10 protein-coding genes and 1 pseudogene are annotated in these 14,393 nt (G+C 56.2%); 4 read left to right on the forward strand and 7 right to left on the reverse strand.

All coding sequences use genetic code 11. The features are described 5' to 3' along the window. Position 1: 1 nt before the first annotated feature. Complete coding sequence (gene ssnA, locus K7R23_RS09550) at positions 2-1,330, forward strand: putative aminohydrolase SsnA (RefSeq protein WP_012907458.1); 1,329 nt, start codon at positions 2-4, stop codon at positions 1,328-1,330. A 60-nt stretch (positions 1,331-1,390) separates the two neighbouring features. Here ssnA and K7R23_RS09555 read toward each other — a convergent pair whose 3' ends face one another. Both K7R23_RS09555 and ygfT read right to left on the reverse strand, forming a co-directional pair. Beyond that, positions 1,391-1,867 (reverse strand): 4Fe-4S dicluster domain-containing protein, encoded by a 477-nt coding sequence (locus K7R23_RS09555; RefSeq protein WP_012907457.1) that lies wholly within the window; start codon positions 1,865-1,867, stop codon positions 1,391-1,393. Next, the gene (ygfT, locus tag K7R23_RS09560; protein ID WP_012907456.1) at positions 1,864-3,804 is read right to left on the reverse strand and encodes a formate-dependent uric acid utilization protein YgfT; all 1,941 of its coding nucleotides are present in this window, start codon (positions 3,802-3,804) and stop codon (positions 1,864-1,866) included. The genes K7R23_RS09555 and ygfT overlap by 4 nt, the downstream gene beginning before the upstream one ends. Positions 3,805-4,295: 491 nt before the next feature. Between ygfT and K7R23_RS09565 the strand changes: the two genes are divergently transcribed. Continuing rightward, entirely contained in the window at positions 4,296-5,768 is a 1,473-nt protein-coding gene (locus K7R23_RS09565; protein ID WP_012907455.1) for a nucleobase:cation symporter-2 family protein, read from the forward strand. A 134-nt stretch (positions 5,769-5,902) separates the two neighbouring features. Further along, positions 5,903-8,050, forward strand: a complete 2,148-nt coding sequence (fdhF, locus tag K7R23_RS09570) for a formate dehydrogenase subunit alpha (RefSeq protein ID WP_081442324.1) — start codon at positions 5,903-5,905, stop codon at positions 8,048-8,050. Between the two features lie 26 nt (positions 8,051-8,076). Here fdhF and K7R23_RS09575 read toward each other — a convergent pair whose 3' ends face one another. The 3 genes from K7R23_RS09575 to K7R23_RS09585 are packed head-to-tail and all read right to left on the reverse strand — an operon-like array spanning position 8,077 to position 12,420. Then, positions 8,077-8,673 (reverse strand): CTP--molybdopterin cytidylyltransferase, encoded by a 597-nt coding sequence (locus K7R23_RS09575; RefSeq protein WP_042623306.1) that lies wholly within the window; start codon positions 8,671-8,673, stop codon positions 8,077-8,079. Between the two features lie 60 nt (positions 8,674-8,733). Further along, positions 8,734-9,192, reverse strand: a complete 459-nt coding sequence (locus K7R23_RS09580) for a (2Fe-2S)-binding protein (RefSeq protein WP_012907452.1) — start codon at positions 9,190-9,192, stop codon at positions 8,734-8,736. A gap of 12 nt (positions 9,193-9,204) precedes the next feature. Further along, a complete protein-coding gene (locus K7R23_RS09585) occupies positions 9,205-12,420 on the reverse strand; it encodes a molybdopterin cofactor-binding domain-containing protein (RefSeq protein WP_012907451.1) in 3,216 nt (1,071 codons plus the stop codon). Positions 12,421-12,820: 400 nt separating this feature from the next. Here K7R23_RS09585 and K7R23_RS09590 point away from each other — a divergent pair, with 400 nt between their 5' ends. Further along, positions 12,821-13,693 (forward strand): phosphorothioated DNA-binding restriction endonuclease, encoded by an 873-nt coding sequence (locus K7R23_RS09590; protein ID WP_012907450.1) that lies wholly within the window; start codon positions 12,821-12,823, stop codon positions 13,691-13,693. 13 nt (positions 13,694-13,706) lie between these two features. Here K7R23_RS09590 and K7R23_RS09595 read toward each other — a convergent pair. Beyond that, positions 13,707-14,077: pseudogene (locus K7R23_RS09595) on the reverse strand (amino acid-binding protein). Then, the gene (locus K7R23_RS09600; RefSeq protein ID WP_012907448.1) at positions 14,070-14,393 is read right to left on the reverse strand and encodes an antibiotic biosynthesis monooxygenase family protein; all 324 of its coding nucleotides are present in this window, start codon (positions 14,391-14,393) and stop codon (positions 14,070-14,072) included. Before K7R23_RS09600 ends, K7R23_RS09595 begins: the two are co-directional and overlap by 8 nt.

Genomic DNA, 14,393 nt, shown 5'->3' on the forward strand with positions numbered 1-14,393 from the left:
TGTGTTAATCCTGAAAAATGTCACCGCCGTCCAGCTTCATCCGGCGAAATTATGGGAAAACGTCGATATCGCCATTGATGATGACCAAATCCTCGACGTCGGCTCCGGGCTCGGCCAGCGCTACCCGCAGGCGCAAAGCAAAGAGATGCGCGGTCGGCTGGTTATGCCCGGCATGGTCTGCGCCCATAACCATTTCTACTCCGGCCTGTCGCGCGGTATCCAGGCCAACATTGCCCCCAGCCCGGATTTCATCTCAACGCTGAAAAATCTCTGGTGGCGTCTGGATCGGGCGCTGGACGAAGAGTCGCTGTACTACAGCGGGCTTATCTGCGCGATGGAAGCGGTACGCAGCGGCTGTACGGCGGTTATCGATCATCACGCGTCCCCGGGCTATATCGCCGGTTCCCTGAGCCAGCTACGCAACGCTTTTCTCAAGGTCGGACTGCGCGGGATGACCTGCTTTGAAACCACCGACCGCAACGACGGCATGCAGGAGTTAATGGCCGGGGTGGAGGAGAATATCCGTTTCGCGAACGAAATAGACGCCGCCCGGCGCAAGGACGAGCAACCCTATCTGGTGGAAGCTCATATCGGCGCCCATGCCCCCTTCACGGTGCCAGATGAGGGGCTGACGATGCTGCAGGAGGCACTGAAAGCGACCGGACGCGGGCTGCATATTCATGCCGCCGAAGACCGCTACGACGTTTCCCACAGCCACCACCATTATGGAAAAGATCTGCTGGTGCGGCTGGCGGAGTTTGGCCTGCTCGACAGCAAGTCCCTGATTGCGCACGGACTGTATCTCTCCGACGCCGACACAGAGGCGCTCAACGCCAGCGACGGCTTCCTGGTACACAACGCGCGCTCCAATATGAACAACCACGTTGGCTATAACCATCGGCTACCGCAGATCCGCAACCTCGCGCTGGGCACGGACGGCATCGGCTCCGATATGTTTGAAGAGATGAAGTTTGCCTTCTTTAAACATCGCGATGCCGGCGGCCCTCTCTGGCCGGACAGCTTCGCGCAGGCGTTGTCCAACGGCAATACGCTGCTGAACCGCAACTTCAACGCGCGCTTTGGCCGCATTGAGGCGGGCTACAAGGCGGATCTCACCATCTGCGACTACCTGCCGCCCACGCCGCTTGTGGCTCAGAACATCGCCGGGCATATTGCCTTCGGCCTCGGCTCCGGCAGCGTTCACAGCGTGATGGTCAACGGGGTGATGATTTATGAAGATCGTCAGTTCGCCTTTGATTGCGAACCTGTTTTCCACGCCGCACAGAAGGTGGCGAAACGGTTATGGCAACGCATGGATGCCCTGCCCTGATTAAGACGGAAAAAGTGAGCCCGGCGCAATGGCCGGGCTTTTTATTGGCTACTTGCAGGCTTACAAATTCAGCAGCGCGGCAGTGGCAAGTTTGCGCTGTTTTTGCAACGCCTCAAGCTGGCGTTCGGTCATTTTACTGAGCGCCGCCGTCGGACAGACATCTACGCAGGCCGGTCCGCGCTCGCGATCGCCGCAGAGATCGCACTTCACGATCGTCGGCGTCAGCCCGACGGGAGTTTCGATGGTAATGGCGCCAAAGGGGCAAGCCACCACGCAGCTCTGGCAAGCGATACAACGGCCTGCATCGGCCTCTACCCGCTCAGGCCCCATCGTGAGCGCCCCCACCGGGCAGGCTTTCACGCAGGGCGCATTTTCACACTGATGGCACATCACCGGCACGCTCAGGTTATCAGGACGCATCACTTTCAGACGAGGATGGAACTCCGCGCCAGGCGAGACATGCTCCAGCGCGCAGGCAATTTCGCAGGTCCGACAGCCAATACAGGCCTGCGGGCTGGCGACGATAAGGCTGGTCATATTCCCTCCTTCTCTCTGAACAGCGTAAGCATCTCGCTGGCGGCCCGGCGTCCTGCCGCCATCGCCGTCACCACAAGGTCAGCGCCCGTCACCACATCCCCTCCGGCGAAAATTTTGTCGTGGCTGGTCTGGGTGGTTGCGCGCCCTTTACCGCCGGTAGCAATATTGCCCCAGCGGTCCCGTTTAATACCGAGGCCACGCAGCCAGGGCGTGTCATGGGGCTGAAAACCAAACGCCATGATGAGCACATCGGCGGGCAGCTCAAACTCCGAGCCGGCGATGGGCTGCGGGCGGCGTCGGCCATCCGGCCCCGGTTCCCCCATTTTTGTGCGAATCATCCCGACGCCGGTCACCTGCCCTTTCCGGTTGCGCAGGATGGACTGCGGCTGGACGTTAAACTCAAAATTCACCCCCTCTTCACGGGCATTGATCACCTCTTTTTTCGAGCCGGGCATGCTCAGTTCATCGCGGCGATAGGCGCAGGTGACGCTGGCAGCCCCGCGGCGAATGGCGGTACGCAGACAGTCCATCGCCGTATCGCCGCCGCCCAGCACCACGACGTTTTTGCCTTTGATAGCCGTAAGCGGGTACTCCGCACTCTCCTCCAGGCCCATGACGTCACGGGTACTGGCAATCAGAAACGGCAGCGCCTGGATCACCCCGGGCGCATCTTCCCCCTCCAGTCCCGCCTTCATCAGGCCATAGGTGCCGACGCCGAGGAACATGGCGTCGTAGTTCTCCACCAGCTCGCTGAAGTCCACATCCCGGCCAACTTCCTGGTTCAGATGGAAATGAATCCCCATATTGCTGAAGATTTCACGTCTGACCTTGAGCACGTTTTTATCAAGCTTGAAGGGAGGGATACCAAAGGTAAGCAGGCCGCCAATCTCCGGATGGCGGTCAAACACATCAACCTGCACTCCCGCGCGGGCGAGAATATCGGCACAGCCCAGTCCGGCGGGGCCGGCGCCGATCACCGCCACCCGCTCCTTGCGCGGAGTGACGTCGCCGATGGAGGGTAGCCAGCCCATCTTCAGCGCAGTATCGGTGATGTAGCGCTCCAGGTTGCCGATTGTGACCGAACCGCCCTCGTTTTTCAGCGTACAGGCCCCTTCGCAGAGCCGATCCTGAGGGCATACCCGCCCACAAATTTCCGGCAGAGAGCTGCTCTGGTGGCACAGTTCCGCCGCTTCGATGATTTTGTCCTCATTCACCAGACGGATAAAATCCGGGATCGCGTTGTGCAGCGGGCAGGTCCAGTTACACCATGCTTTCTGCGCGCAGTAGAGGCAGCGCCCGCTTTCGTAGGTGGCGTCGCACCCGGCTAACGGCGAATAAATCTCGGCAAAATGCTGTTTTCGCTCTTCGCTCGCGATTTTCTTTGCCCCGACGCGCGGCGGTTTATCGAGAATGTCCCGCCGCCGTTCGCCACGGACGGTATCAACAGGCTGACCAACGGCGGAGCGAATCTGGCGCTCCCGGCGCAGTTGATTGATGCCGGCTTCATCCATCAGGCGCAGCGCCCGGGTGGGGCAACTCGCCACACATGCCTGCTGTCCGGAGGGGTGCTGGTTACAGAGGTCGCATTTTTGCGCCAGCAGCGGCGCCTCATCATCGTTTGCCACCATCTCAATCGCGCCGAACGGACAGGCGATAACGCAGTTCTTACAGCCAATGCATAGCGCCTCCGTGAGCTGGACGCTGTTGTTGGCAAAAATCAGCGCCTGCGTCGGACACGAGGCGACGCAGGGGGCATCGTTACAGTGGCGGCAGGTGGTTGCGCTGCTGGTATTGCGGTGGAAGAAAACGTGAATGCGCGGGAGAAAGTCGCTGCGTTGCTGCGGCCAGCTGTCCTGATGATGAGAGGTCACGCAGGCCACTTCACACGCATGGCAACCAATGCAGTTTGCGGCATCAGCCACGATAAATTTATTCATTTGCTTCCCTTTATTATTTTCAGGCTCACGCCGGGAAGCGATGCAATAATCAGGCGCGTTTTATCATTTGAAGTACAGGGGCGTTATTTTTGTGAACCATCTCAAAAATAACTGCCGCACCAATCAGCTCCCGCTTTCATTAAAATAACCGGGGAGGTTTCCACACGCATTTACGCTGAGTCATGCCAATCAGAATGATAATTTTCTTTCTGCACATCGATACCAAAATGAGAGACGACGGTATATCAGAATGATTACCGGAACTTATCACTACCGGCCCATCATATTTATTTTTACTCCCGAGACGCGATCGCGTGATTTATTTCACAAATATGCGACTTAATTGCTGATGTGATTATTTTTGGCACAGCTTACGCATAACCCAACCGTACGCGCTGCATTCAGATGACGCTATTGTCTTAGGGAGGCTACGGCCTTCGAATCGTAACTTCACACCGATCGAAGTGAAGTCGTACAGGAGATATAATTTCATGAAAGATAATGCCGAACCGGCCTCACGAAATTCCGCATTCACCGCCCCCGTTGATGAGGTATTACCCATCACACAAATGTTTCTCTACGGCCTGCAACATGTGCTCGTCATGTATGCCGGTGCCGTCGCCGTACCGCTGGTTGTGGGCAACGCGGTAGGTTTACCCCCTGAACATATTATTTTACTGATCAGCGCCGACCTGGTTATTTGCGGGGCCGCCACCATGTTGCAATCCCTCGGGTGTACCCAGTGGCTGGGCTGTAGATTACCGCTGATTCAGGGCTGTACCTTCGCGGCGCTCATCCCGATGGTGCTTATCGGCCGGGAGTATGGCATCGGCGGGATTTCAGGCGCCGTTATCGTGTCAGGTATTTTTATACTCTGCTGCGCGCCGTGGATCAGTAAATTGATCCGTTTTTTCCCGAAGGTCGTCATGGGCAGCATCGTGACCCTAATCGGCATGTCGATAATGCCGGTCGCGGGCGGCTGGATCGGCGGCGGCTCCAGCGAGATGGACAATTTCGGCGCCCCCTTCGCGCTGCTGATGGCGGCAATTACCCTCGTTATCATCCTCAATATTTACACCTTCGCCTCCGGAGTGCTTAAAAACACCTCAGTACTGATCGGGCTTATTATCGGTACGGTTCTGTGGAGTTTTTTCCAGCCGCTCGATTTTCATCTCGTTAACGCAACCCAGTGGCTGCATTTACCCACGCTGATGCCATTCGCTAAGCCGGAGTTCCATATTATCCCGGTAGCCTTACTGTCGATGGTGATGGTGGTAGTGATGGTTGAAACCATGTCGTCGATGTTAGCTACCGGCGACATCGTCGGTAAGAAGGTCGATGCGAAAATGCTGCGCAATGGCCTTAACGTCTGTGGCCTTGCCACCCTGTTCTGCGGCTTCTTTAACCTTTTTCCCTACGCCGCCTTTGCGCAAAACGTGGGGCTGATTGGCCTTACCGGCGTGCGTAGCCGCTTTGTGGTTTCGGTATCCGGGATCATTCTGATGACGATGGGTCTGTTTGCCAAAATGGCGGCGCTGGTTGTGCTGATCCCGAAACCCATCCTCGGCGGCGCGGGCATCGTGATGTTCGGAATGGTTGCCGTTTCCGGCATCCGCACCCTGGGACAAGTGAATTATCGAAATAATAATAACGGCATGGTGGTGGCTTTAACCCTCGGTCTCGGCATGATGCCGGTGTTGGTGCCGAACCTGTTTACGCAATTTAACGCCATGCTCCAGCTCTTCCTGCATAGCGGTATCACCATCGGCACGCTGACGGCGATAGTCGCCAACCTCACGCTCAACGGTAGCGCGCCTTTTCGCATCAACCACGACGCGCCGGTGCCTGACCCAGCTCCGCCCAGCTCAGCCGCGCGAAACATGGCCGTCAGAACCGTCAGAATGTGGCTGCTGCTGCGGAAAGTCCAGAAAGACCAACTGCATGAGGAAACCCAGGAGAGCTGATTATGTTCATTCGCCTGTCTCTCGCGCTGTTTGTTTTACTGCTGCTGGCGATACCCGCAGTACAGCAGGCGATAACGCTGGGTTTAAACAGTCGTTTTAGTTTTGCCCTGCTGTTTTAAAACAGGAATATCATTATGAAAACGGTGACAACGGTCTGCCCCTACTGTGCCTCAGGCTGCAAAATGCAGCTTACAATTGAGGACGGCAAAATTATCCGCGCCGACGCGGCGATGGGCAAAAACAACCAGGGCACGCTGTGCCTGAAAGGCTACTACGGCTGGGATTTCCTCAATGATAACCAGATCCTCACCCCACGCCTGAAAACGCCGATGATCCGCCACGCGCGCGGCGGCAGGCTGGAGTCCGTCTCCTGGGAAACCGCGCTGGACTACGTCGCAACGCGCCTCAGCGCCATCAAAGCGAAATATGGCCCGGACGCCATCCAGACCACGGGCTCTTCCCGCGGAACGGGGAATGAAACCAACTACATCATGCAAAAGTTTGCGCGGGCGGTAATTGGCACCAATAACGTGGATTGCTGCGCACGCGTCTGACACGGCCCTTCGGTTGCAGGTCTGCACCAGTCGGTCGGTAACGGCGCGATGAGCAATGCCATCACTGAGATCGATCATACCGATCTGGTATTTATTTTTGGCTATAACCCGGCGGATTCGCACCCTATCGTGGCGAATCATATTCTTAACGCCAAACGTAACGGCGGCAAAATTATCGTCTGCGACCCGCGTAAAATCGAAACCGCGCGCATTGCCGATATGCATATTGCGCTCAAAAACGGCTCTAACATCGCCCTGCTTAATGCTATCGGGCACGTGATTGTCAAAGAGGATCTTTATGATAAATCCTTTGTGGCCAACCGTTCTGAGGGCTTCGAAACCTGGCGTAATATCGTTGAGCGTTATACGCCGGAATCGGTTGAAGAGATAACCGGCGTCAGCGCCCGGCAGATTCGCGAGTGCGCCAGAATGTACGCCACCGCCCGCACCGCCACCATCCTGTGGGGAATGGGGGTCACGCAGTTCTGGCAGGGTGTCGAGACCGTCCGCGCGCTGACCAGCCTGGCGATCCTCACCGGCAACCTCGGTAAAGCGCACGTCGGGGTTAACCCGGTACGCGGCCAGAATAACGTGCAGGGAGCCTGCGATATGGGCGCGCTGCCGGATACTTACCCCGGCTACCAGTACGTCAGCGTTCCTGAAAACCGGGAGAAATTTGCCAAAGCCTGGGGCGTGGAAAGCCTTCCGGCACACACCGGCTACCGGATAAGCGAGTTGCCGCACCGGGTGGCAAAAGGCGAAGTGCGCGCCGCCTGGATAATGGGCGAAGATCCGCTTCAGACCGACGCCGAACTGTCCGCAGTGCGTCAGGCGTTGTCGGATCTGGAGTTGCTCATTGTGCAGGATATTTTCATGACCAAAACCGCCGCCGTGGCGGACGTCATTCTGCCCTCAACGTCATGGGGGGAGCACGAAGGGGTTTATACGGCGGCGGATCGTGGCTTCCAGCGATTTTTTAAAGCGGTGGAGCCGCAGTGGGATTTGAAAACGGACTGGCAAATCATTTGTGAAGTTTCCAGCCGGATGGGCTACCCGATGCACTATGACAACACCCGGCAAATCTGGGATGAGCTGCGTCATCTCTGTCCGGGCTTTTTGGGCGCCACCTATGAGAAAATGGGCGAGCTGGGCTACGTGCAGTGGCCGTGTTGGGACGAATCGGAGGCGGATCAGGGCACCTCTTATCTGTTCGAAGAGCGTTTTTCGACGCCTGACGGCCTGGCGCATTTCTTTACCTGCGAATGGCAGGCGCCTCTCGATAAGCTCAGCGATGACTTTCCGATGGTGCTCTCCACGGTGCGTGAAGTTGGCCACTACTCCTGCCGTTCGATGACCGGCAACTGCGCGGCGCTGGCGAAGCTGGCAGACGAGCCGGGCTATGCGCAGATTAACACCGCGGATGCCGAGCGTCTGGGCATCAGGGATGAAGAGCTGGTATGGATAAATTCCCGCAAAGGTCGCGTTATCACCCGGGCGAAGGTCAACGACCGGCCAAACGTCGGGGCGATCTATATGACTTACCAGTGGTGGATAGGCGCCTGCAACGAACTGGTGACGGAGAACCTCAGCCCCATCACCAAAACGCCGGAGTATAAATACTGCGCGGTTAACGTTGAGCGCATTGCCGACCAGCAGGCTGCCGAACAGTACGTGATTGACGAGTACAACAAGCTGAAAGCCAGCCTGCGGGACATCGCTGCTGGATAAATAAATCGCCCCGTCGGGGCGATTTTTTACACTTTGGCCGTCAGACGCCGCCCGGCAATCTGCTGATACTGTAACGGCGTGTCCACATCCCAGTGAACGCCCTGCTCGCTAACCGGCACCCTCAGTATGGGCATCTGACCCGTTATCTCTCTGAGCGTAACGTCATCCGCCGCGTCGCGAATAAGCGCAATGGCCCGCTCCGCAAACAGCACCGGGTGCCCTTTCCCCCGCCCGTACACCGGAATGCAACAGCTGTCCTGCGCTTTGCAGGCCCACAGCGCGCGATAGACGGCGGGCGTCACTTCCGGCATATCGCCCAACGCCAGAAAAAAATATGGCGCCCGAACATGGCTAACGCCGCAGCGAATGGATGAGAACATCCCCGACGGATAGTCCGGGTTAAACACCACCTCAATTGCCGGATGATCGGCGTAATACGCCGCCAGCTCATCGCCGCGAAATCCCGTTACCAGCACGACCCGGTCGCAAAACGCCAGGGCGCTGTCCAGCGCGCTGTCCAGAATGGTGCCCTCATTCCAGGGCAGCATCATTTTCCATTTTCCCATGCGGCTGGAAAGCCCGGCCGCCAGCATGACGCACTCTTTCATTATTATCTTTTCCATCGCGAGACACCGTATGGCGTATCAACGCTACCTTCTCGCAAAGGTAGCGTTTAACCGCATTCAGCCCTTCAGAACCGCTTTAATGGATGTAATGATCGGTTGATATCCGGTGCAGCGGCATAGATTGCCCTCCAGCGCCTCCTTCAGCTCGTCATCGTCAGGAGATGGGTTAGCATCCAGCAGCGCTTTGGCGCTCATCAACACCCCCGGGGTACAGAACCCGCACTGCACCCCGCCGTGGCGTACAAACGCATTCTGCAGTTTCTTACCCACCGGATCGTGGTGCAGCGCTTCGACCGTCGTCACCTCCGCGCCGTTACACTGCGCCGCCAGCAGCAGACAGGAACAGACCGATTTTCCATCCATGATGACGGTACAGGCGCCGCACTCCCCTACGGAACATCCCTCTTTGGTGCCGGTCAGGCGCAGCGTCTCACGGAGAAAATCAATCAGCCGAAGATTATCCTCTACGTCATGGCTCACGCGGATGCCATTCACTTTAAGCTCAATATGATTCATGGTAATGGCTCCTTATTTGCTCTGTTCAGTCATCACGTCCTGCAACATCTGCCGGAACATATCGAGAAAAACGGGGATTTTGTAAGGCGCGGACCAGCGTCCGCCAATGGCTTTTTCAACCAGCCCGTTAAGCACCTGAGCGGCCTGGTTAACGGTTTCGGCATTAAGCACTTTCCCCGTTAACGCCTGCTCAACCTCCAGCAGCCGCTGCGGTTTGCTCATCAGCGCCCCATCCACCAGCCGGCACAGACGAATCACGTTGTCTTTATCAACATGGAACTGGCCGGTTAGGCTCTGGCGGGTAATGTTGAGCGCATTGCGCCTTCCAAGCTGCAGGTAGTGATTGCTCAGCGGCTGTTTCACTGGCGCGGGAAGAATAAATTTCGTCACCAGCTCATCCGGCTCAAGACAGGTGCGGTATCCGCCGGTAACAAATTCGCTGACCAGCATCCGCCGCGTACCGCGCAGGCTGCGCAGTTCAATTTCGGCATCGTAAATAATCAGCGGCGGCATGGAGTCCGCGCAGGGCGCGGCGTTAACGATATTGCCGCCAATCGTGGCGCGATTGCGCAGCTGCAGGGAACCGATGGTTTTACAGGCCGTCACCAGCAGCGGATAACGCTGCGAAATAAGCGGATGTCTTACCAGGTCTGTGAAGCAGACGCCCGCGCCAATGGAGACGCCGCCGTTATTATCCGTAATCTCTTTTAACTCCGCTAAGGCGGCAATATTGACCAGCGGCACCTCGCCAGACTGCATTCTCGCCTGCACCAGTACATCCGTTCCCCCGGCAATCGGCATTGCGCCCTTCTCCGCCAGCAGGGTTAAAGCCTGTTCCAGGGTTTGAGGCATGCTGAGCGACAGCGTGTTCAGGCGATGAACCTGTTTTTTCTCCCCTGCATCCAGCATCTGCTCGCTTTGCCGCTCAGGTTTTTTAAGGTTATAGCCCAGACGTACCTGTTCCAGCGTCAGCGGCAGCGTGCGGTTGCGGCGACCAATGGCAAAACTCACCGCGTTGTTAAGAGCCGCAGCGCCCAGCTCAAGCACCGGTTCGCCAATGACCTTCGCGCCCATTGGCCCGGCTTTGTCGTAATTTTCCACCGCGATAATATCAATGTGCGGCATATCCTTTATGGTTGGCAGCAGGTAGGTATCGAAGTTCTCTGACTTCACCACTCCGGATTCGGTGTTGAAATCCTCCAGCATGCCGTAGCCGATCATCCCCTGTAGCACCCCGCCGTAGACCTGTCCGGAAAAACCGACCGGGTTGATCACTTTCCCTACGTCGTGGGTTGCCACCACGTTGTTGACCGTCACTTTACCGGTACGCATATCCACGGCGACGTCCGCAAGCTGGCAACCGTAAACCCAGGTGAAATAGGGGTTGCCGCAGCCTTTCTCTTCATCCCAGTGAATATCCGGCGCAACGTGCCAGCCGTAAGAGGATAAATTTGCCCCGGTGGCTTTGGTCATGTCGACCACCTGCTGAAAACTCAGGCCCAGCTCCGGGCGATGGCGGTTGAACACCTTGCCCTCCTGCCAGGCCAGATCGTCTGGCCCCTCCGCCTGCAGCGTCTCTTTGACGGCTTCGGCCATCCGTTTTTTGATTTTATTTGCCGCGTTCAGAATCGCCTGTCCGCCCATCAGCGTCCCGCGCGACGCCACCGTGGAGCCGCCGTCGGCGATCATCGCGGTAGCCGGTTCGGTGAACATCACGCGATCAAGCCCGACGCCGAACGCTTCCGCCGCCAGCAGTGACATGGTGGTTTGCAGTCCCTGTCCGTTTTCGGAAACCGAGGTTGAGATATTAATACTGCCATCCGCATTAACCTGTATTAATGCTGAGGAGGCATCCAGCCCTTCGGCCCCGAGCGAACAGCCGCGATGGCTTAACGCAAAGCCGATGCCGTAGCGAATGGGGCCGCCTTTGGCGTTAAGCTGCTGGTAATGCGCCCGTCTGGCCTCGTATTCCGCTTTGATCAGCGATTTTTCCAGCACCTCCCGGGCAGACACGGTATGTCCATCGAAGACCTGTCCGGCCATGCTGGTATCGCCCTGCTTAAGGACATTTCGCAGACGTAGCTCAACGGGCGAAAGCCCCATCTGTTCGGCCACCTCATCCATCAGGGATTCGTTAGCGAAAATCACCTGCGGCGCGCCATAGCCACGATAGGCGGAGGTGTAGTTGTTATTGGTATAAACCCCCACCAGATCGACACGGACGTTAGGGATGTTATACGGCCCCGCCGCCTGCACCGAGCTGCGCCAGGTGACAAACATGGTCTGCCCGGAGTAGCTGCCGCCATCGGCGATAATCTCGATTTTAATCGCCTGAATACGCGCATCGTCATCCAGCCCGATGCGATATTTCATCTTATAAGGGTGGCGCTTATAGCTCTCGCGCATGGACTGTTCGCGGTTGTAGGAGATTTTTACCGGGCGGCCAGTGAGGTGAACCAGCAATGCCGCGCGGCAGGAGACGTTATCAATAATGTCATCTTTGCCGCCAAAGGAGCCGCCCAGCACCGAGCGCTTCACGTTCACTTTGGCCTGCGGAATATTGAGGTATTTGGCGACCACGGCGCGGGTGCGGTGCGCGTTCTGAATGGAACCGGCAATGGTCATGATCTGCTCATTATCATCCAGATACGCAATAATTGACTCCGGCTCTATATAGCCATGCTCCTGAAAACCCACCTCGTATTCACGTTCGAAGATGTGGGTTGAGGCGGCGAACCCGGCATCAATATCCCCTTTCACCGTATGGTGGCGATTAATAATATTACTGTCGAGTTCGCTGTGAATCAGCCTTGCGCCCGGCTTCATCGCCTCTTCGGGGCTGGTAATCGGTTCCCAGGGAGTGTAGGTGACTTTTATTTTTTCGACCGCAACACAGGCCGCTTCGTAGGATTCTGCGGCAACAACGGCGATCACGTCGCCGCGATAGGCGATTTCTTTGTCGATGATGGGGGGGTGATCGGGAATAATCGCCCCTAATTTACGCTGTCCGGGGATGTCATCCCAGGTAGCGATGCACACCACGCCGGGAACCTTTTCCGCTTCAGTTAAATCGAGCGCATCGATATGTCCGGCAGCAATATCCACATAGCGACAGACACCATACAGCATATCCTTCATTTTGATATCGTCGCCGTAAACCGCCTTACCTGTTACCTTCGCGAGCCCATCGACGCGCGGCACTTCATTGCCAACCAGCAATGTATCCATAACGTTCTATCTCCACTAATCAAGGGTGATAAGCAGATACAGCAATGGTTATGCCATCTATACTGAAAGGGGAGTTTGGTGTGTGGATATGTGAGTTTCTTCAAAAAAAGATTCTGAAATTAAACAGCTGGATATAATCAGGCCGCGCTCGGTTATCAAAAAGAGAGGCGGCTTATCATAATGATATTGCTAAGTTCTGCGCTTTAATCTGCATGATGAGGGTTGTGTTAATGGTGAAGGCCGGGCTGGCTTTTTTTAATTTATTGAGAATGAAATGATTGTCAGTAAAACGTGTATTCCCTGAGTCTCTCACCCGGATGTTGTGATGAACTGGACTTGAGTCATTGATGTTTTGCGAGCATGATCGCAATTACATCAGCCTGTTATCCGGTTCATCCTTATGATCGCTCCTGAAATGCTGCAATCCGCTATCTCTAACATCTCTGTCTGGCGTCAGGGCGACGTATGCGCGCCGCATAAACCATTGCTGCTGTTGTACGTACTGTCACAGTACAAAGCAGGCCACCCGCGCCTGTTTAACTATGGCCTGGAGATCCACGAACCACTTACCCGCCTGCTGAAAGAGTTTGGCCCTAAACGGCGTACCGATTATCCCAATATGCCTTTCTGGCGGCTCAGAACTGACGGCTTCTGGGAAATCACCAATGCGGAAGGCTGTAAGCCCCGCAGAGGCAACACTCAGCCGACAAAGAAAGAGTTAATTGATAACCAGGTGGCGGGCGGCTTCGATGAAGCGGCTTATCAACAATTGCTGGCACATCCTGAGATGATCGACCAACTGGCCCAGAAGATCCTGGCCGATCGCTTCCCGGAAAGTGTTCAGCGGATCCTCGCCAACCAACTGGGCTTCGATTTTATCGATCGCTCCAGGAACCGCGATCCGCGCTTCAGAGGGATCGTACTTCGCGCCTACCACTCCCGTTGTGCTTTTTGCGGTTACGATCTGCGGATGGATGGCGCGCTGATCGGCATTGAAGCGGCCCATATTCACTGGAAAACCTACGGTGGACCCTGCGTGGTAAATAATGGCCTGGCGTTATGTTCGCTACATCACGATGCTTTCGATATGGGCGCATTCGGACTGGATAAAAACCTGACCATTCGTATTTCCGGCGGCGTCAGCCGTAGCCCGGTGGTGGATAATCTGTTCTGGAACAGAAATGGCCAGCAGTTGTACCTCCCTCATGACAAATCGCTGTGGCCTGCCGAACAGTACGTTGGCTGGCACCGCAAGCAGATTTTTAAAGCCTGAAAAAGCAACGGGCTTAAGCCCATTGTGATTCTGAATTTAAACTACCGCAGTTATCTCTTTCGCGCCTTCTCAACCTGCTCTCAAAAGTGTCCATATTCACGCCGCTTTGGGCAATAGCATCCGCGATCTAACCCAGCTCTCCCGGCTGCTCCTGGCGTAATTTCCTGATTAAGGGACGACGCACGCTCTGGACATCGAAGCCTGTTTCAAGCAGAACCAAGTGAGCTTTTTCGCCGTCTTCCACCAGAAAATGCGCGTGGCCTGCGTCCGGCATGGGGAATACGCCTCCCCCTTCAAGGCCGACGCCATTCCTTCCCAGTACTCTGCCGAGAGACGCAAGCGCCCCCGGGATATTTTGTTCAGTCGTACATGGATATTATACATGCTGGTGTGTTTCCTCATCAGACGCATAATCCCGCAGGACGCTGGCAATTCGTATTCTGTAGAATGAAAAGATTGACTGCTTACCTTCCTGTTGCGCCGTATGGTGCTGCGCGTTGCGTTTCCACCTGAGTACCGCGCCCTCGTCTTCCCACCATGACAGGGAGAGTATTTTCCCGGGGATACTCAGGCTCAGGAATCGTTCAATCGAGATAAACCCCGGAATGTCTGATAACAGTGGCTTCAGCTCAGCAGCAAGCTGAAGATAGCGTTCCCGGGCGTGGGACTGCGTGTCTGCTTCAAAAAGTACGGCTATCAT

Source organism: Citrobacter rodentium NBRC 105723 = DSM 16636, assembly GCF_021278985.1.
GTDB classification, from domain to species: domain Bacteria; phylum Pseudomonadota; class Gammaproteobacteria; order Enterobacterales; family Enterobacteriaceae; genus Citrobacter_A; species Citrobacter_A rodentium.